The organism is Acidovorax sp. Leaf160, assembly GCF_001424265.1.
Taxonomy (GTDB): domain Bacteria; phylum Pseudomonadota; class Gammaproteobacteria; order Burkholderiales; family Burkholderiaceae_C; genus Paracidovorax.
The window spans coordinates 145,284-164,025 of sequence record NZ_LMOV01000026.1 but is presented as its reverse complement, the minus strand read 5'-3'; the positions used below and the strand labels follow the sequence as shown (position 1 = coordinate 164,025).

13 protein-coding genes are annotated in these 18,742 nt (G+C 71.7%); all 13 read right to left on the bottom strand.

The window, feature by feature from the left end:
* Positions 1-310 precede the first annotated feature (310 nt).
* The 13 genes from ASF94_RS17145 to ASF94_RS17085 all read right to left on the bottom strand — a co-directional run bounded on the left by ASF94_RS17145 (position 311) and on the right by ASF94_RS17085 (position 18,736).
* Positions 311-973, bottom strand: a complete 663-nt coding sequence (locus ASF94_RS17145) for a glutathione peroxidase (protein WP_082493380.1) — start codon at positions 971-973, stop codon at positions 311-313.
* Positions 974-1,207: 234 nt separating this feature from the next.
* Positions 1,208-2,431 carry an HD-GYP domain-containing protein gene (locus tag ASF94_RS17140; RefSeq protein WP_056669432.1) on the bottom strand — a complete coding sequence of 408 codons (1,224 nt, stop codon included), beginning with the start codon at positions 2,429-2,431 and terminating at the stop codon, positions 1,208-1,210.
* A 118-nt stretch (positions 2,432-2,549) separates the two neighbouring features.
* Positions 2,550-6,014, bottom strand: coding sequence for an SNF2-related protein (locus ASF94_RS17135; RefSeq protein WP_156382574.1), 3,465 nt, complete (start codon positions 6,012-6,014; stop codon positions 2,550-2,552).
* Between the two features lie 112 nt (positions 6,015-6,126).
* Positions 6,127-6,699 carry a Uma2 family endonuclease gene (locus ASF94_RS17130; protein ID WP_056669204.1) on the bottom strand — a complete coding sequence of 191 codons (573 nt, stop codon included), beginning with the start codon at positions 6,697-6,699 and terminating at the stop codon, positions 6,127-6,129.
* Positions 6,700-6,899: 200 nt separating this feature from the next.
* Complete coding sequence (locus ASF94_RS17125; protein ID WP_056669202.1) at positions 6,900-9,977, bottom strand: efflux RND transporter permease subunit; 3,078 nt, start codon at positions 9,975-9,977, stop codon at positions 6,900-6,902.
* A 93-nt stretch (positions 9,978-10,070) separates the two neighbouring features.
* Positions 10,071-11,282 carry an efflux RND transporter periplasmic adaptor subunit gene (locus tag ASF94_RS17120; protein ID WP_056669200.1) on the bottom strand — a complete coding sequence of 404 codons (1,212 nt, stop codon included), beginning with the start codon at positions 11,280-11,282 and terminating at the stop codon, positions 10,071-10,073.
* Between the two features lie 59 nt (positions 11,283-11,341).
* Positions 11,342-12,772: an efflux transporter outer membrane subunit gene (locus ASF94_RS17115; protein WP_082493379.1), complete on the bottom strand. Its 1,431-nt coding sequence runs from the start codon at positions 12,770-12,772 to the stop codon at positions 11,342-11,344.
* Complete coding sequence (locus ASF94_RS17110) at positions 12,769-13,476, bottom strand: TetR/AcrR family transcriptional regulator (protein WP_056669198.1); 708 nt, start codon at positions 13,474-13,476, stop codon at positions 12,769-12,771. The genes ASF94_RS17115 and ASF94_RS17110 overlap by 4 nt, the downstream gene beginning before the upstream one ends.
* A 213-nt stretch (positions 13,477-13,689) precedes the next feature.
* A complete protein-coding gene (locus ASF94_RS17105) occupies positions 13,690-14,352 on the bottom strand; it encodes a methionine ABC transporter permease (RefSeq protein ID WP_056669428.1) in 663 nt (220 codons plus the stop codon).
* A complete protein-coding gene (locus tag ASF94_RS17100) occupies positions 14,324-15,520 on the bottom strand; it encodes a methionine ABC transporter ATP-binding protein (protein ID WP_056669194.1) in 1,197 nt (398 codons plus the stop codon). The genes ASF94_RS17105 and ASF94_RS17100 overlap by 29 nt, the downstream gene beginning before the upstream one ends.
* Complete coding sequence (locus tag ASF94_RS17095) at positions 15,517-16,335, bottom strand: MetQ/NlpA family ABC transporter substrate-binding protein (RefSeq protein ID WP_056669190.1); 819 nt, start codon at positions 16,333-16,335, stop codon at positions 15,517-15,519. Before ASF94_RS17095 ends, ASF94_RS17100 begins: the two co-directional genes overlap by 4 nt.
* Before the next feature lie 110 nt (positions 16,336-16,445).
* Positions 16,446-17,258 (bottom strand): MetQ/NlpA family ABC transporter substrate-binding protein, encoded by an 813-nt coding sequence (locus tag ASF94_RS17090; RefSeq protein WP_082493377.1) that lies wholly within the window; start codon positions 17,256-17,258, stop codon positions 16,446-16,448.
* A gap of 44 nt (positions 17,259-17,302) precedes the next feature.
* Positions 17,303-18,736: an LLM class flavin-dependent oxidoreductase gene (locus ASF94_RS17085; RefSeq protein WP_056669185.1), complete on the bottom strand. Its 1,434-nt coding sequence runs from the start codon at positions 18,734-18,736 to the stop codon at positions 17,303-17,305.
* Positions 18,737-18,742 lie beyond the last annotated feature (6 nt).

The following is an 18,742-nucleotide window of genomic DNA, read 5'->3' as shown; positions in this document are numbered from 1 at the left end:
AAAAAACGCCGCCTGGATGACCAGGCGGCGTTTTTCTTGGCATAAAAAAGTTGCGAAGCGTCCCGAAACGAATTAAGAGAGGGAGGGAGGAGAAGCGCTCCGGGGTTTCAGTCAGGCCGCAGGCCTGAAAGGCTTCGCAACAGTAATCAATGTGGTGACCATGAAGTGCGCGTTACTTACTTCATTGACTAAGGTTTGGCTTTAAAAGTTCCGTGGAAACCCGAGAAATTTTAAAACTTTTGTAAACCTGTCGTCAGGTACAAATGATAAGGCGAAATCGATAGCCTGAAAGCGCGAAGGGCCGCCTGGCTCACGGCTTTACCAACAGTTGCTGCTCTACCAGATCCACCACCGGTTTGCTCATGGGGTCGACCGAGCTGCCGAAGCTGCCCACCACGGTGCCGGAGCGGCCCACCACGTACTTGTGGAAGTTCCAGCGTGGCGCCTGGCCGGCCTGCTCCGCCAGTTGGCGGTAGAAGGGCGATGCATCGCTGCCGCGCACCGCGCTCTTGGCGAACATCGGAAATTTCACGCCGAAGGTGTTCTCGCAGAACTCGGCGATCTGCGTGTTGCTGCCGCCCTCCTGCGCGAAGTCGTTCGATGGGAACCCCAGCACCACCAGCCCCCGGTCGCGGTACTTGGCGTAAAGCGCTTCCAGCCCCTTGTACTGGCCGGTGAAGCCGCAGTAGCTGGCGGTGTTGACCACCAGGACCACCTTGCCCGCGTACTGGCAGAGCGACTGGGGCGCCTCGTCCTGCAGCCGGTCGAAGCGGTGGTTCAGCAGCGCCGGGCAGACGGCGGTGGCGGTGGCAGGGGCGGTGCCAGGGACCGGGGCGGCAGCAGCGCGCACCGGGCTCGCGGCATTGGCAGCCAGGGCGGCCGGCCCGGCGCATGCCGCTGCGGCGGCGGTGAGGGCCGACAGCGCCAGGCCGTGGGCGAAGGACGGGGCAGCAGCAAGGTGGATGCGGCGCATGGTGGTGTTCCTCTGTGATCGGACGATCGGGAGCTTGGCAGCTTCTACGGTGCGAACCGGACGACGGATCAGGTCCCAGCGCCCGATCGTGGCATGGCAGCCCGGGGGCTGCAATGGTTCCGCGCTGAGGAACCCGGGCGCCGGTCATGCCGGCAGCGGGCCCTGGCTCTCGTTCCGGCCGCCCTGCGTGGCGGCAGGCGCAGCGGCCCCGTCCCCTGCGAGATGGGCAGGTTCTCAGCCGCGCTCGGCCAGCAGCAGCAGGCGCTCCAGCCGCACCTGCACCCGCACGTCGTGCCTTGCCACGGGCGCCACCACCTTCCAGGCGGGCTGCCGGGTATCGCGCGGGATCAGCTCGCCCGTCGGCATGCCGCTCTGGTTCAGCACCACGGCCACCCGGGGCGTGGTGGCGCTGGCACCGCGCCGCAGCACCACCGCCACTTCCTGCGATGCGAGCCGTACGTAGGCACCCGGCGGGTAGATGCCCAGGGTACGCACCATGGCCGCGCCGGCTTCGTCCACCTTCTGGTTCTCGTCGTGGTAGCTGGCCTGCAGGGCAGCCGTCACCGGCATGGGGTTGCGGGTGGAGCGCGGCGACATGCGGGCGCTGAACGTGTCGGCCCGCTGGATCAGCCGGCCCATCTGCTGGCCCTCGGTGCGCCCGGCCAGTGGGCCGGGCGCGCGCCGGTGGTGCTCGGCCACGGCTTCCAGCCAGACCGCGTCGGTCACGCCCAGGGCGCGCAGCTGCGCCACCGAACGGTCGACGTGGGTGTCCACGGCGTTCATCTGTTCGGAGGTCAGCGGCTGCGTCTGCAGGGCCAGCTGGTCCTGCAGGGCCGTCATCGAAATGTTCATCGACAGCGCCGCCAGCCCCAGCGTCTGCACGCGCTCCGCCGGCCAGCGCAGGGTTTCGCGGGCCACCAGCATGACGATGCAGGACACCAGCATGGCGTGGGTGGCGCTGTACATCCGGATCTCGCGGGCCGCCAGATGCATCAGCGCCAGCAGCGTCGGGTCGGGCTGGGTCTCCACCTGGCGTGCCAGGTCGGCATGCAGTGCCTGCAGGCGCGCCGGGAAATCCGGCGCCGCTGCGGGCGAGCGCAGCAGCTGCGTCGCCCGCAGTTGGGTTTCGCCCCAGTCGATGCGGCCGGAAGGCGCTGCGGGCCGCTCGGGCTTGGCCGGCGCACTGCCGGCTGTGAGCTTCACCGCCGCGATCTGCCCCAGCGCCTGGTCTGTGTTGAGCATGCGGTGCAGCTGCGCCACGTAGGCCCGGTGGCTGTCGCCGGATTCGGCGGTGTCCACGCACAGCTGCAGGCCGCGGGCCAGCATCGCGTCGAGTTCGGCACGGGTACGGACGACATAGCCCTTCTGGGCCAGCAGCAACCCCTCCGAGTCGCGCAGCACGAAGGGCAGCGGCTGGCCGAGCTGGATGCTGTCGATGTTCAGAGGAACGAGGTTCATGGAGCGCTGCATTATCCCGTGCGGCCGGGCTTTGCGCTGGTTCGACGACTGGGGGCAAACCCCGCCAGTTCGACCCATTCACACCGCGCCCCTCCTTTCGCCCGACGCGGCGAACCCGTCAGTCGAGCGGGCGCAGCAGCTCGGCCACGGCGCTTTCCGTCAGGCCCTCGGTCAGGCCCTCGGTCGAGAACGCCTCCGGCCCGCCGGCGGCTCCCCCGTAGAGCCGCTCCGCCAGCCCGGCCTTGCGGGCCTGCAGCGCAAGAATGCGTTGCTCCACCGTGCCCTCGGCCACCAACTGGTAGACGAACACCGTCCGCTCCTGCCCGATGCGGTGGGCCCGGCCGGTGGCCTGCTCCTGCGCGGCCGGGTTCCACCACGGGTCGTAATGGATCACGGTGTCGGCCTGCGGCAGGTTCAAGCCGGTGCCGCCCGCCTTCAGGCTGATGAGCATGAGCGGCACCTCGCCCTCGGTGAACCGGGCGATGGCCCGGTCGCGCTGCCGGGTCTGGCCCGTGAGCTTCGTCCAGGCCAGGCCCCGTTCCTTCAGGCCGGCTTCGATCAGCGCCAGCATGCTGGTGAACTGCGAAAACACCAGGACCCGCCGGCCCTGCGCCAGCAACGCGGGCAGCCGCTCCATCAGCCAGTCGAATTTGGCTGATGCGGAACTGGGTGCCGACGCCAGCCGGCCGGCCAGCAGGCGCGGGTCGCAGCACACCTGCCGCAGCTGCAGCAGGGCGTCCAGCACCTGGATCTGCGAGCGGGCCAGGCCGTGCTCGGCCAGGGCGGCCCGCACGGTCTTTTCGGTGGCCAGGCGCACGGTCTCGTACAGGTCGGCCTGCGGGCCGGCCAGGGCGACCGTGACCACGTTCTCCACCTTCGGGGGCAGGTCGCCGGCCACGTCGGCCTTGGTGCGGCGCAGCAGGAAGGGGGCGACGCGCCGGCGCAGCTGGTGCAGCCGCGCGGGGTCGCCGTGCTGCTCGACCGGCGTGCGAAAGCGCCGGTCGAACGCCGCCCGGCTGCCCAGCAAGCCCGGCATCAGGAAGTGAAACAGGCTCCACAGCTCGCCCAGGTGGTTTTCCAGCGGCGTGCCCGACAGGCACAGCCGGTGCCGGGCGTCGAGCCCCGCCGCCACCTGCGCCGCCTGGGTGCTGGCATTCTTGATGTGCTGCGCCTCGTCCAGCACCGCCAGGTGCCAGGCGTGGCCCAGCCACACGGCACGGTCGCGCTGCAGCAGGGAATAGGGGGCGATGACGAGGTCGGCCTCCTGCAGCGGCCCGGCCGATGACTTGCGCCCCGCGCCGTGCCAGACCCGGGTGCGCAGCGCGGGCGCAAAGCGGGCCGCCTCGCGCTGCCAGTTGCCCAGCAGGCTGACGGGCGCCACCACCAGGGCGGGCCGGTCCAGCCGCAGGGCCTGCTTTTCCACCAGGATGTGCGCCAGCAGCTGCAGCGTCTTGCCCAGCCCCATCTCGTCGGCCAGGATGCCGCCCAGGCCCTGGGCGCGCAGCAGCTGCAGCCAGTTCAGGCCTTCGCGCTGGTACGGCCGCAGGGTGGCCGTCAGGCCCTGGGGCAGGGGGGCTTCGGGCAGCGCCTCGCGCCCGGTCAGCGCGCCCAGCAGGTGGGCCAGCGGGGCCGCGTCGGCCCATTGCGTGCCCTCGCTTGCTGCGTCGTCCGCCAGCGCCGCACCCAGGCGAATGGCCTCCAGCCGCGACAGGCGCAGCACGTCGCCTTCCGGCGGACGTTCGTCCACCAGCTCCAGCAGGGCCTGCAGCCAGGGCCGCAGGGGTGCCGACGGCAGGCGCACGAAGCCGCCATCCTCGCGCTGGCGCCAGACCCATTCGGGCAGCGCCGCGCCCTCCGGCGTGGCCTGCAGCTGGGCCAGCAGCCCAGGCAGCCAGGGCAGGACGTTCTCGCGCACGCCGCCGATCTCGATGCCGAGCGACAGCCCGAACCACGCACTGGCCGGGCCGCCCGCCATGGCGGCGCCGGCGGCGACGCCCGCAGGCCGCTGCACGAGCCCGCCGTGCGCATCGGTCAGGCGCATCTCCAGCGCACCGGCGTGCTGGATGAAGCCGTGCATGGCATCGTCCAGCGTCACGCAGAAGCCGGCGTGGCGCAGGTCGGCGAAATCCTCCACCGCCCAGTCGCGCCAGGTGGACGCGGCCCCCGCGTCGGCGGGCGGCAGGTGGTGGCGGCCCGTGCCGTCATCGCGCAGACCCCGGCGGCCGAGTGCGGCCTGCGCAGCGCGCTCGGCGGGCAGGTCGCGCTGCAGCGCTGCGCGGTGGCCCGTGTCGCCCAGCAGCACGCAGGCGTCTTCGGAAGGCCAGTACCCGCGCAGGCCGCCGTAGTCGAAGGTGAGCGTGGCGCAGAGCAGCCCCAGCGCGGCTTGTAGGGCGCGCGGCACGGGCCCGATGTGCAGGCAGGCCGTGGGCGTGATGCCTTCGCGCAGCGCGACCGGTGCCACCGTGGGCGGCAGGGGCAGCCCGGCCAGCCGGGTCAGCAAGGCGGCAGGGGCCTGGTCGAAGGTGGACTGCGCGATGGGCGGCGCGGCCAGCAGCAGTGCCAGCTGGTCGTCGGCCATGCCGGGCGCCACGGCGGGGCCGCAGCGCCGGGCGGCGGGGTCCAGGTACCAGGGCGGCGGGCCGGGCAGCACGGCGGCGGCGCTGGCGCCTTCGCCGCCGTCTGCGGCCTCCATCACGCGGGCGGACAGCTGCCAGCGCGGCTCGGCGCCGGCGTCACCGAGGGGGGCAGCGTCGGTCCAGCGCCACTGCAGCACGCGGCCCTCGCCCCAGCGCAGGGGCTCGCCCTCGATGCGCCCCGGCGCGCCGGCCAGGAACAGCCGGCCGGTCTGTGCGGCCAGCCGCAGTGCCAGCAGGCCCATGTGCCCGTGCACCGGCGCCTGGTGGCTGGTAAGCCCGCGGCCATAGGCGGCGCTGCCGAGGGCGCCGATCAGCTGCACGCATTCCTGCGCGGCATCCGGCACGCCGCCGGGCGCGGGCGGCAGGCCGTACGGCGTTTTGATCTGCGTCCAGCCCTCGCCGCGCTGCAGGCGGCGCGCGGTGCCCCACGACAAGCAGGGCGTGGGGCCGTCCGCATGCAACAGGAAGACGGTCTGCTCCGTGGCGGGCGGCACTGGCGCATCGAACCGTGCCAGCCATTGCTGCACCGCGTGATCGGCAGCCCGCACGGGTGCAGGCAATGACAGAGGGGCCGGCGCAGCGGCGGCAGGCTCGCCCTGACGGGAGTTGGGGGCGGGGCCGGTCCGCGCCGCCTGCAGCACCAGCGCCACCGTGTGCTTGCAATCCACCGCCGCCGCACAGGTGCAGGCGCTGGAGAAACGCAGCACCCGCCCTTGCGGGCCCAGCGTGACCGTGGCGCTGGCCTGGTAGGGCTCGGGGCGGCTGCCCCGCACGGCGCCCCGCACCTGCCAGCGGTGGCCGGGGGCAGCGGCAGCGTCGTAATGGAGCCAGGATTCGACCACCTGCCGGCGGCTGAACACGGCCAGGCCGCGCGCGTGGGCCGCGGCATCCACATGCCGTGCCAACGTGGCGGCGTCCAGCGCAAAGTGAGGGATCGGCGCCGTCACGAAGTCTGCGGGCCGCCCCGCCGCAGGTCACGGCCTGCCAGGCGGTTTGCTATCAAAAATGTAGCTGCATACCCTGATGCGGCAAGCGCCAGGGCCACTTTTCTTCCGAAATTCAAACCGCGTCTGGCTCCAGGTCGGCAAACAGCTCGGCCGCCGGCAGCCGCAGCGCCACGCTGGCCAGCTCCACGGTGTCCTCGCCCGCGAACGGGTGCAGCACCCAGAGCCCGTCCGCGCCCTTGCGGTAGACGTCGGTGGCGCGGCGGTCGATGTCGATCAGCACGTATTCGGCCAGCCGGCCGATGTGGCGGTAATGGGCGAACTTGGCGCCCCGGTCGTAGCTGGCTGTGCCGGTGGAAAGCACCTCGGCGACCAGCGTCGGCTGGGACTTGGACAGCCGGCTCGCATGGTCGCCCGCGTCGCAGGTCACCAGTACGTCGGGGTAGAAGTAGGCGTTGGAGGCGGCCACGTGCAGCCGCATGTCGCTCATATAGGTCTTGCAGGGGCCGCCGCGCAGATGATTGCGCAAGGCCATGTAGAGGTTGCCGGCCACCATCACGTGCCGGTCTTCCGCCCCCGCCATGGCGAACACCTCGCCGTCCAGGTACTCATGGCGTTCTTCCTGGGTGGCCTCCCAGGCCAGGTAGTCGTCCGCCGTCAGGTGCGGCTGGTGCTGCGGTCGTGCCATGGCGTGCCTCGTGCGGTGGGGGTGGAGAAGCCTGCATTATCCCCGCGCACCCTGGGGAGCCTCTGCACGAATCACCCCGCCGTGTGCATCTGCGGATTCGGGCAGTCTGCGGCGTTGCAAATCCTCGCCATAGCCCCGCTATGGCTACGGTTTGCGCCTTGCAGCCCCTCCCGATCCGCAGCGCCCACTTGCCGCTCGATTCATGCAGAGCTTCCCTCGCCATGCCCCTTGCGCCGCAGCACGGTGCGCATGAACCACTGCTCGAAGTCGTCGATGTAGGTGAACACGGCCGGCACCACCAGCAGGCTCAGGATGGTGGAGGTGATCAGCCCGCCGATCACCGCCACCGCCATGGGCGAACGGAAGCTCATGTCGGCCTCGCCCAGCGCCAGGGCGATGGGCATCATCCCAGCGCCCATGGCCAGCGTGGTCATGATGATGGGGCGGGCGCGCTTGTGGCAGGCGTCCAGCAGCGCGTCCAGCCGGCTCATGCCTTCGCGGCGGGCGACGATGGCGTACTCCACCAGCAGGATGGAGTTCTTCGTGGCGATGCCCATCAGCATGATCAGCCCGATCAGCGAGGGCATGGAAAAGCTCTTGCCCGCGATCAACAGGCCCACGAAGGCGCCGCCCAGCGACAGCGGCAGGGCCATCAGGATGGTGACCGGCTGCAGGAAGTCCTTGAACAGCAGCACCAGCACGATGTAGATGCAGACCACGCCGGTCAGCATCGCCAGGCCGAAGCTGGCGAACAGCTCGCCCATCATCTCCGCGTCGCCCACGTCGATCAGGCGCACGCTGGCCGGCAGGCCGCGCACGGCGGGCAGCTGCTTGACGGCGTCGGTCACCTCGCCCAGGCCGCGCGCACCCAGCTCGATCTCGAAGTTGACGTTGCGCGAGCGGTCGTAGCGGCTGATGACGGCCGGCCCGCCCGCCACCTCCAGCGTGGCGACCTCGCCCAGCCGCACCGCGCCGCGCGCGCCGGGCACCGTCAGGCGCTCCAGCACCGACAGGTCCTGACGGGCGGCGTCGTTCAGGCGCACGACGATGGGTACCTGCCGCTGCGCCAGGTTGAGCTTGGGCAGGTACTGGTCGTAGTCGCCCACGGTGGCCACGCGCAGCGTCTCGGCAATCGCGTTGCTGGTCACGCCCAGGTCGGCGGCGCGGGCGAAGTCCGGCCGCACGGCGATCTCGGGGCGCACCAGGCTGGCGGTGGAACTCACCCCGCCGATGCCGGGGATGGTGCGGATGTCGCGCTCCACCGCACGGGCGGCCGTCGCCAGCGCCTGCGGGTCTTCGCTGGCCAGCGCCAGCACGTACTTGTCGTTCGATCCGCCCAGGCCGATCTTCACGCGCACGCCGGGCAGGCCCTCCAGCGCGGTGCGCAGCTGCTGCTCGATGGCCTGCTTGCGCGGGCGCTCGCCGCGCGGCGCCAGGCGCAGCGTCATGGTGGCCTTGCGCGGGTCGCTCGCGCCCGAGCCCGCGAACGGATCGGCGCCCGAAGATCCGCCGCCTATGGCCGTGTAGATGCTCTCGATGTGGCCCACGCCGCGCAGCCGCTCGGCCGCCTGCGCCACCACGGCCTGCGTCTCGGGCAGCTTGGTGCCGGGCGGCAGCTCCAGCGTCACCTGCGTCTGCTCGTTGTCGTCCGCCGGGATGAAGCCCGAGGGCAGCAGCGGGATCAGCGCCAGCGAAGCGACGAAGAACACCAGCGCGCCGGCCAGCGTGACGATGCGGTGCCTGAGGCACCAGGCCGAGGCGCGCATGTACGCGGCCAGCCAGCGCGGCTCCTTTTCCTGGCCCACCAGCGGCTTCATGAGGTAGGCGGCCATCATCGGCGTCAGCAGCCGCGCCACCACCAGCGAGGCGAACACCGCCAGCGCCGCCGTCCAGCCGAACTGCTTGAAGAAGCGTCCGGCCACGCCGCTCATGAAGGCGGTCGGCAGGAACACGGCGATCAGCGTGAAGGTGGTGGCGATCACCGCCAGGCCGATCTCGTCGGCTGCCTCCATCGCCGCCTGGTACGGGCTCTTGCCCATGCGCAGGTGGCGCACGATGTTCTCCACCTCCACGATGGCGTCGTCCACCAGGATGCCCACCACCAGCGACAGCGCCAGCAGCGTGATGATGTTGATCGAGAAGCCCAGCATCTGCATGCCGATGAAGGCCGGAATGACCGACAGCGGCAGCGCCACCGCCGACACGATGGTCGCGCGCCAGTTGCGCAGGAACAGCCACACCACCACCACCGCCAGGATCGCGCCTTCGTACAGAAGGCGCATGGAGCTGTCGTACTCGTCCTGCGCGATGCGCACGAAGTCGAAGGTGCGGGTGAGCTTCAGGTCGGGGTGCTCGGCCAGCAATTGGTCGAGCGCGCGCTGCACGCCCGCGCCCACGTCGACCTCGCTCGCGCCCCGGCTGCGCGACACCTCGAAGCCGATCACCGGCTGGCCGTTCAGCAACGCGGCGGAGCGTTGCTCGGCCACCGTGTCGCTCACCGTCGCCACCTGGTCCAGGCGGACGTGCCCGCCGCGCGAGAGCGGGATCTGCAGCGCGGCGATCTCCCCGGCCGTCTGCACCGTGGCGATGGTGCGCAGGGGCTGCTCGGCGCTCCCCAGATCGGCCCGGCCGCCCGCGCTCTCCACCTGCACCGCGCGCAGCTGGCGCGACACGTCGGCCGCGGTGGCGCCCAGCGCCTGCAGCTTGAGCGCGTCCAGCGCCACGCGCACCTCGCGCGTCACCCCGCCCACGCGGCCCACCGCGCCCACGCCCGGCACGGCCAGCAGCCGGCGGGTGAGCGTGTCGTCCACGAACCACGACAGCGCCTCGGCATCCATGCGGTCGGACGCGATGGCGAAGGCGAGGATGGGCTGGGACGACAGCTCCAGCTTGGCGACGATGGGGTCGCGCAGGTCGGCCGGCAGGTCGGCCCGCACCCGGCTCACGGCCGAGCGCACGTCGTCCACCGCCTCCTGCACGGGCTTTTCCAGCTGGAATTCGGCCGCGATGGTGGCCGTGCCATCCACCAGCGTGGTGGTGATGTGCTTCAGGCCCTGCGTGGTGGCGATGGCGTTCTCGATCTTGCGCGCCACGTCCGATTCGAGCTGGCCGGGCGCGGCGCCCGGCAGCGCGGCGGTGACCATCACCACCGGCAGGTCCATGTCGGGAAAGTTCTGCACCTTCATCGACCGGAAGGCGAGCAGACCGGCCAGCGTGAGCAGCACGAACAGCATCGCGGCCGGAATGGGGTTGCGGATCGACCAGGCGGACAGGTTCATGGCTGCGGCCTCTGGGCGGCGGGGGCGTTGCACGCGCCGGGCGGCGCGCGGCGGATGGCGGTGCGGGGGGCGAACGAAGGCATCGTTTGCTCCTTATTGAATAGCTGGCTGCGCTGATGGAACGGGCGCTAGAGCCTGTTTTGGTGCTGAACTCGGCGCTGCAGCCGGCACGGCGGGCGCCGCCTCGACCCGCACCAGGTCCCCGTCGTTCAGGAAGGCGCCGCCGCGCTCCACGATGCGCACGCCTTCGGCCAGGCCCGAGGCCACCTCTACCCGGTCGCCCACGCGCTGGCCGGTCTGCACGCGACGCATGGCCACGCGGCCGTCCGGCGCCACCTCGAACACGCTGCTGAAGCCATCGCGCACCACCACGGCCGCCTGGGGCACGGTGAGGGCCTCCCGTGCGCCCAGCTGGAAGTCGCCCCGCGCATAGGTGCCGGCGCGGATGTCCGGATGGCTGGGCAGGTCCACATAGACCAGCCCGTTGCGCGTCTGCGGATCGACCGTGGGCGCCACCATGCGCACGGTGCCCTGCACCTGCGCGCCACTGGCCGCCGTGACGGTGGCCTTCTGCCCGGGGCGGATGCGCGGCAGGTCGGACGAGGTGACCTCGGCGCGCCATTCCAGCCGCCCCCGCGTGACCATGCGAAAGAGCTCCGCGCCCCCGTTCACCACCGCGCCCACGGTGGCCGTGCGCGACGAGATCACGCCGCTGTCGGGCGCCAGCACCTGCGCATTGCGCAGCCGCACCTGCTGCGCGTTCAGCGCGGCCTGCGCCGCCTCCACCCGCGCCTGCGCGGTTTCGCTGGCGGTGGCGTACTGCTGGATCTGCTGGCCGCTCAAAGCGCCCGACTGGGTGAGCGTGCGCGCCCGCTCGGCGTTGGCTGCTGCTTCGGCCGCGCTGGCGCGGGCTTCCAGCAGGCTGGCGCGGGCTTGGGCCACGTCGGCCTGCACGGTCTCGGCCGCGAAGGTGGCCAGCACCTGGCCCTTCTTGACGGCGTCGCCCACGTTCACGCGCACTTCCGTCAGCCGCAGGCCGTTGCTCTCGGCCCCCACCACGGCTTCCTGCCAGGCGGCGATGTTGCCGTTGGCCGGCAGGCGCAGCTCGATGGCCGAGCGCACCGGCTGCGTCACGGTGACGGCGAGCGCCGGGCGCGGCGCGTGCTCGGCGGCGGCGGCAGCGGCCTCGGGTTTGGCGGCGTCGGCGGGGCGGTTGGCGAAGAAGGCGCCGGCCGCAGCCAGCACGCCCACGATGCCCACCAGGGCGAGAACGATCACGGAAGGTTTGAAGGTCTTGCGCGGCATGGAAGCGGCTCCGTTCGTACGGTCAGATCGAAAAAATCAGAAAGAAAATGCGCGCCGGCTCAGCGTGCCGCGTCCGGCACGCCGTCCCAGCCGCCGCCGGCGGCGCGGTAGAGGGCGATCCACGCCGCCATCCGCTCCTGCTCCAGCGCCACCAGGGCGGTTTCGGACGCCAGGGCCGTGCGGCGCGCGTCCTCCAGCTCCACCAGGCTGGCCAGGCCTGCCTGCCAGCGCGCCTGGGTGCCGTCGAACGAGCGGCGGTAGCCCTCGGCGGCGCGGCGCGCGTCGGTGCTGCGGGCGGCGGTGCTGTCCAGCCGCACCAGCGCCTGTTCCACCTCGCTCACCGCCTGGCGCACGGTGGCGCGGTAGGTGGCGACGGCCTCGTCGTAGCGGGCGCTGGCGGCGTCCACCTGCGCGGCACGCCGGCCGCCGTCAAAGAGCGGCACCGACAGCGCCACCGGGCCGATCGACCAGGTGTTGCTCGACACCTCGACGCCGCCGGTGCGCACCGTGCCGCGGCCGATCGAGCCGCCCAGCGTCAGGCGCGGATAGCGCTGGGCGCGGGCATTGCCCACCTCGGCGCTGGCGGCGGCCACCTCGCGCTCGGCCGCGTACACGTCGGGCCGCTGGGCGATGGTCTGCGCGGGCAGGTCGGGAATGGCGAACAGCGCATCGGGCGTGCGCGGCGCGGGCGCGGCGGCCAGCCGGGCGCGCAGCTCGGGCTCGGGCCGGCCGGTCAGCGCCACCAGCGTCTTCACGTCGATCTCGCACTGCATGCGCTGCTGCGCGGCGCGCACGCGGGCATCGGCGAAGCTCGCGTCGGCCAGGGCGGCGGTGGCCGGGGCGGTGAAGCCGGCGCGCTGGCTCTCGGCTGACAGGCGCGCCGTCTCGCCACGCGAGCGGGCGTCCGATTCGGCCACGGCCAGCTGGCGCGTGCACTGGCGCCAGCTGCTGAGCTGCTGCGCCACCTCGGCCGCGACCGAGACACGCGCCTCGTGCCAGCGCGCACCCGCGCCCGACAGGCGCTCGCGCGCCGCGTCGCTGGCCGCGGCGTTGCCGCCGAACAGGTCGATCTCCCAGCCCGCCTGCAGGTTGGCCTGCGCTGTGGTGGCCAGGCCGCCCACGTTTTCATTGGCGCCCCGGCTGGCGGTGGCCTGCCCGTCCAGCGTGGGCAGCAGCGCCGCGCGGGCGGCCGTCTGCGTGGCGCGGGCCTGCACGATGCGCGAGCGGGCCTGGGCCACGGTGGGGCTGATGTCCTCTGCCGCGCCGATCAACTCGACCAGCAGCGGGTCGCCGGCCTGTTCCCACCAGCGGGCCAGGTCGGCCACGCGGCCCTGGTGGGGCAGCGGCGCCTGCCAGCCGGCCGGCACGGGGGCCGGCACCTCGGCGGCGGGGCGGGGCAGCGTGCAGGCGCCCAGCCAGAGCGGCAGGGCCAGCGCCAGCAGGGCGCGGGTGGTGGATCGGGCGGGTCGGGTGAAGCAGCGTGCGTTCATGGTGCGGGGGCGGCGCCGTCAGCGCCGGAAAGGGGGCCCGGTGCGCGGCGCAGCGCCGCTTCGGCGGCCACCAGGGCCAGGGCGTATTCGGTCAGGCGCGCCGTCCAGGCCGGCACGGCGCCCGGGGCCGTCAGCAGCTGCGGGCGCAGCGCGCCCACCACTTCCTGCTGGCACCAGACCTGGAAGGCCAGGCCGGTGATGGAAAAAACGAGCCGGTGCACGTCGTCGTCGTCCACCGGCGCGCCCAGGTGCGCGGCCAGCAGCCGGGCCAGCGCCTCGTGCGGGCGGCGCACGTCGCGCTCCAGTTCCACCTCCCACTGGCTGGTGGGCTCCAGCGCCTCGCGGATGTGCAGGCGCACGTACTGCCGGGCCATCTCGCCATGCTGCAGCGGCTCCAGCACGCCCTCGAAGTACACCTGCAGCGCCTCGCGCAGGCTGAGGCCCTCGCGCGTGAAGGCCTCGATCAGCGGCTGCATCTGGCCGAACGATTCGGAAAACAGCGCCGCATACAGCGCCGCCTTGTCGCCGAAGTAATAGCTGACCGCCGCCACGTTGGCCTGCGCGGCCTGGGCGATGGCGCGAATGGACGTCTTGGCGTAGCCGTGTTCGGCGAACAACCGCAGCGCGGCCCGCAGCAGGCGCTCGCGGGCGGGCGGCAGGGCGTCGGTGGGGGCGGTGTCGTCGGTGGAGGGGGCTCGGGCCATGGCGGCGTGATTAAAGCACAACAAATCAAACGTTTGTTTGACTTGTGTTTTCATCCGCCAGATTGCTATCAAAAAAATAGCATTAAACCCTTATGGAATAAGCGCGAATGGCTGTTTTGGCTTGAAATTCTCCTGCCAAGACGACAGAAGGGGCCGCCGCGGCAGCCCTTTTTTTCCCATCGCTCGCCGGTCAGCGCCCCAGGCCGCCCGGGCTCACCGGCTGCGCAGCCAGCGCACCCACCGATCCCCGCCGAACTGCACCAGCGACACCAGCGCGACCAGCACCGCGATGACGATCAGCATCACCTGCGTGTCGAAGCGCTGGTAGCCGTAGCGGATGGCCAGGTCGCCCAGGCCGCCCGCGCCCACGGCGCCGGCCATGGCCGACGAGCTGATGAGTGCCACCAGCGTGATGGTGAAGCCGCCCACGATGCCGGGCAGCGCCTCGGGCAGGTAGACGTGGCGCACGATGTGCCACTTGCGGCAGCCCATGGCCTGGGCCGCCTCGATCAGGCCCGGGTCCACCTCGCGCAGGCTCACCTCGGCAATGCGCGCGAAGAACGGCGTGGCGCTGATGGCCAGCGGCACGATGGCGGCCCACACTCCGATGGTGGTGCCCGCGACGAGCCGGGTGAATGGAATCAGCGCCACCAGCAGCACGATGAAGGGCGTGGCCCGGAAACCGTTGACCACGCTGCCCACCACCCGGTGGGTGCGCGGCGAGGCCAGGAAGCCGCCCGGCGCGGTCACGATCAGCAGCACCGCCAGCGGAATGCCCGCCACGAAGGCGATGGCGGCGGAGGCGCCCACCATCGCCAGCGTGTCGGCCAGGGCCTGGGTGTAGCGCTCAAAGGGAATGCTCAACGTCAGCGACATGGCCGATCACCTCGATGGAATGGGCAATGGCGCCAGGCCCTTGCACCAGGGAAGACAGCGCCGGCAGCGGCACGGAGCCGGGCAGCGCGACGATCAGGCGGCCCAGCGGGTGGCCGGCGATGCGGTCCACGCCGCCCTGCAGCAGCCGGACGGGGCTGTGCAGGGCCTGCGCGATGCGGGCGAAGTCGGGTTCCAGCCCGCCCGCCCCCGTGTAGCCCAGCCGCAGGACGCGCTGGAAGCCCCCGTGCGCCGGCGGCTCCGGCCGCAGCCGCGCCTGCAGGTCGCCCGGCAGGCCGTGCTGCAGCGGCGCCAGAAGGGCGCGGGTGGCGGCATGGCGGGGCGCGCCGAACACCTGCCAGACCTCGCCCAGCTCGGCGATGCGGCCCTGCTCCAGCACCAGCACCTGGTCGGCGATCTCGCGGATCACGCTCATCTCGTGCGTGATCAGGATGACGGTGATGCCCAGGCGCTGGTTGATGTCCCGCAGCAGCTGCAGGATGGCATGCGTGGTTTCCGGGTCCAGCGCCGACGTCGCCTCGTCGCACAGCAATATCTCCGGCCCCGTCGCCAGCGCCCGGGCGATGCCCACCCGCTGCTTCTGCCCGCCCGACAGGCGCGCCGGGTAGGTGCGGTGCTTGTCTTGCAGGCCCACCAGCGCCAGCAGCTCCTCCACCCGCTGGTGCACGGCGGCAGGCCGCCAGCCGGCCACGCGCAGCGGCAGCGCCACGTTGTCGTACACCGTCTTGGCGGCCAGCAGGTTGAAGTGCTGGAAGATCATGCCGATGCGCCGGCGCAGCGCCACCAGGCCATCGTCGTCCAGCGCGGCAATGTCGGCGCCATCGACCAGCACGCGGCCCGCCGTGGGCGATTCCAGCCGGTTGATGGTGCGCAGCAGGCTCGACTTGCCCGCGCCGCTGCGCCCGATGATGCCGAAGACGCTGCCGGCGGGAATCTCCAGGCTGATGCCCTCCAGCGCCGCCACTGGCCCGGCGGACGAGGCATACACCTTGCCCAGCCCGTCGAACACCACCGAGCCGGTGCGGGCCGGCGGGCCCTGCACGGCGGCCGGTGCCGCAGGGCCGGCCTGCGCCACCGTGCGGTGCGGCGTCTGGCCGGCGCCGCTGCGCCACAGGGAGGCCGGCGAAAGGGTGTGGACGCCGCCGCTCATGGCTGCTGCGTCCAGGTCAGCACGTAGAGCCGCTTGTCGCCCGCGAAGGCGCGGTCGATGGCGGCCTTCACGGCGGCGGAGTTCTGGAACACCTTCACGAACTTCTGGATCACCGGGTCCTTCGTGCGGTCGGCCCTGGCAACGAACTGGATCGCGAAGCGCGCGTCCTCGATGCCCGAGTACGCCAGCCCGCTGGACGGGTCGAACGCCTTGGAGGCCACGATGAAATGCGGGTAGCCCTGGGCGATGTCCACGTCGCCGGTCACGCGCACCAGCTGCGGGCCCTCCACCTCGACGAACTTCAGCTTCTTGGGGTTCTGCGCGATGTCGTCCACCGTGCCGAGAAAGCCCACGCCGGGTTTCAGCGTGATCAGCCCGGCCTTTTGCAGCAGCAGCAGGCCCCGGCCCTGGTTCACCGGGTCGTTGGCCAGCGCCACCTTGCCGCCCACGGGAACGTCGGCGGCCGCCTTGTGCCGGAGCGAATAGAGGCCGATGTTGGCCAGGAAGCTGGTGCCGGCGCTCGCCAGCTTGAAGCCGTTCTTCTGGATGGCGTTGTCCAGGAAGGGCTGGTGCTGGAAGAAGTTCAGGTCCAGGTCGCCCGCGTTCACGGCCACGTTGGGCGTGGTCCAGTCGGTGAATTCGACGGCCGTCACGTCGATGCCCTGCGCCCGGGCGTCGGGAATGGCGGCGGCGATGGCGTCGGCATAGACGCCCGGCAGCACGCCGATGCGCAGCCTGTCGGCGGCGTGGGCGGGCAGGGCGGCCCACGCGGCGAGGGCGATGAGGGGGGTGAGAAGCAGGCGGCGGAAGGTCATGGTGCAGGATGGAATGAAATGAAATGAAATGGAGTGGAGCGGAGGAATGGATGAAAGTCCGTTCGGGCTGAGCTTGTCGAAGCCAGGGCACAGGGCCATACAGGCCAGGCTCAGGGCGAACGGGGTGATGGCGGAGCCGCCTGGACCAGCCACGGCAGGCTGTAGAGCCGCTCATTGCCCGCGAACGACTGGCGGATCTGCGAGCGCACGGCGGGAGAGTCCTGGTAGATCTGCACGAAGCGCTGGATGCGCGGGTCCTGCGCGTTGTCCTTGCGCGCCACGAAGCGGATGGCGTAGGCCAGGTCGTCGATGCCCGAATACAGCAGCGCGCTGCCGGCCACCTGCGGCTTGCCGGCGTTGACGTAGTGCGCGGGGTAGCCCTGCGCCAGGTCCAGGTCGTCGATGGCGCGCACCAGCTGCGGGCCCTCGATTTCGGAAAAGCGCAGCTTGCGCGGGTTGGCCACGATGTCGTTCACGCTGCCGCGCGCGCCCACGCCGGGTTTGAGCTGGATCAGTCCCGCCTTTTCCAGCAGCAGCAGGCCGCGCCCCTGGTTGACCGGGTCGTTGGCCACGCCCACCCGGGCACCTTCCTTCAGGTCGGCAAAGCGCTGCACCCGGAGCGAATAGAGGCCGATGTTGGGCAGCAGGCCGGTGGCCACGCTGGTGAAGGCGTAGCCGCGTTCGCGGATGGCGTTGTCCAGGAAGGCCTGGTGCTGGAAGTAGTTCAGGTCGATGTCGCCGGCTGCCAGCGCGGTGTTGGGAGCGGTCCAGTCGGTGAACTCGATGACCTTCACGTCCAGCCCCTGCCGGCGGGCCTCCTGCGCCGCGACCTGCACGGAATCGGCCAGCGAGCCGGGTGTGACGCCGATGCGCAGCGGCGCGGCGGGCGCCTGCGCCAGGGCTGCCGTCGCCAGCCAGCCCATCGCGGCTGCGAGCAAGGAGCGGCGGCAGGGAATGAGCGATGGCTTCATGGCTGGGCCTCCAGGGCAGGTCGTTGGGTGGGAACCGTCGTCGTCGCCGCGCCGTGGGCCGGGGCTGCGGCCCGGCGCCGGAACGCCTCGGCCGCATGCCGCGCCGGCAGCCGGTCGCCTTCGCCGAAGAGCCGGCTGCGCAGCGTGCCCTCCGCATACGCGGTCTTGTAGACGCCCCGGCTCTGCAGCTCAGGCACCACCAGCTCGATGAAGTCCTCGTAGCTCTCGGGCACCACGGTGCGGCTCAGGTTGAAGCCGTCCACGCCGGTCTCGGCCACCCAGGACTGCAGTTCGTCCGCCACCTGCTGCGCATCGCCCACGATGGCCGGGTAGCGGCCGCCGAGCGCGAACAGCTCCAGCAGCTTGCGCCGCGTCCAGCCCTGCTGCTGCGCGGTGCGGCTGGCCGATTCGATGGCGTTGCCGGGCGAATAGTCGACCGGCGCGTCCAGGTCGTACTGCGCGAAGTCGATGCCGGTGCTGGCCGCGAAGTGCGCCAGGCCTGCTTCGCGGCTGGCGTAGCGCAGGTAGTCGGCGTGCTTCTCACGCGCCTGGGCCTCGGTGCGGCCCGTCACCACCGCCGCGCCCACGAACACCTTCACGTCGTCCGGCCGGCGGCCGGCGCGCACCAGCTGCTCGCGCAGGGCCTGCACCGTCTGGCGTGCGGCCGCCTTGTTCGGCGGCGAGATGAACACGCATTCGGCATGGCGCGCCGCGAACTGCTGGCCCCGGCCCGAGCTGCCGGCCTGGAACAGCACCGGCGTGCGCTGCGGCGAGGGTTCGCTCAGGTGGTGGCCCTCCACGTCGAAGTAGCGGCCGTGGTGCACCACCTTGTGCACGCGCGCCGGGTCGGCGAACACGCGCGCGGCCTTGTCGCGGCGCACGGCGCCGTCTTCCCAGCTGCCTTCCCACAGCTGGTAGAGCACGTCCAGGTACTCGTCGGCGCGCTCGTAGCGCTCGTCGTGCGGCAGCTGCGCCGGCTGGCCCATGGCGCGGGCGGCGCTGTCCAGGTAGCCGGTGACGATGTTCCAGCCGATGCGGCCATTCGTCAGGTGGTCCAGCGTGGAAAAGCGCCGCGCCAGCAGGTAGGGCGCCTCATACGACAGGTTCACCGTCACGCCGAAACCCAGGTGCCGGGTGGCGGCGGCCATGGCCGGCACCAGCAGCAGCGGGTCGTTCACCGGCAGCTGGATGGATTCGCGCAGCGGCACCTCGACGTTGCCGCGATAGACGTCGTAGGTACCCACGATGTCGGCCAGGAACAGGCCGTCGAACAGGCCCCGCTCCAGCGTGCGCGCCAGATCGGTCCAGTAGGCGAGCGTGCGGTAGTCGGTGCTGCGGTCGCGCGGGTGCGTCCACAGGCCGTGGTTGATGTGGCCCACGCAGTTCATGTTGAAGGCGTTGAGCAGGATATGGGGGCGCTGCTGGGTCATGGCGGT

Bases quoted from the DNA above. Each gene is read 5' to 3' on its own strand.
- ASF94_RS17145 (WP_082493380.1), bottom strand. From the start codon at position 973: ATGCGCCGCATCCACCTTGCTGCTGCCCCGTCCTTCGCCCACGGCCTG.
- ASF94_RS17140 (WP_056669432.1), bottom strand. From the start codon at position 2,431: ATGAACCTCGTTCCTCTGAACATCGACAGCATCCAGCTCGGCCAGCCG.
- ASF94_RS17130 (WP_056669204.1), bottom strand. From the start codon at position 6,699: ATGGCACGACCGCAGCACCAGCCGCACCTGACGGCGGACGACTACCTG.
- ASF94_RS17125 (WP_056669202.1), bottom strand. From the start codon at position 9,977: ATGAACCTGTCCGCCTGGTCGATCCGCAACCCCATTCCGGCCGCGATG.
- ASF94_RS17120 (WP_056669200.1), bottom strand. From the start codon at position 11,282: ATGCCGCGCAAGACCTTCAAACCTTCCGTGATCGTTCTCGCCCTGGTG.
- ASF94_RS17115 (WP_082493379.1), bottom strand. From the start codon at position 12,772: ATGAACGCACGCTGCTTCACCCGACCCGCCCGATCCACCACCCGCGCC.
- ASF94_RS17110 (WP_056669198.1), bottom strand. From the start codon at position 13,476: ATGGCCCGAGCCCCCTCCACCGACGACACCGCCCCCACCGACGCCCTG.
- ASF94_RS17105 (WP_056669428.1), bottom strand. From the start codon at position 14,352: ATGTCGCTGACGTTGAGCATTCCCTTTGAGCGCTACACCCAGGCCCTG.
- ASF94_RS17100 (WP_056669194.1), bottom strand. From the start codon at position 15,520: ATGAGCGGCGGCGTCCACACCCTTTCGCCGGCCTCCCTGTGGCGCAGC.
- ASF94_RS17095 (WP_056669190.1), bottom strand. From the start codon at position 16,335: ATGACCTTCCGCCGCCTGCTTCTCACCCCCCTCATCGCCCTCGCCGCG.
- ASF94_RS17090 (WP_082493377.1), bottom strand. From the start codon at position 17,258: ATGGGCTGGCTGGCGACGGCAGCCCTGGCGCAGGCGCCCGCCGCGCCG.
- ASF94_RS17085 (WP_056669185.1), bottom strand. From the start codon at position 18,736: ATGACCCAGCAGCGCCCCCATATCCTGCTCAACGCCTTCAACATGAAC.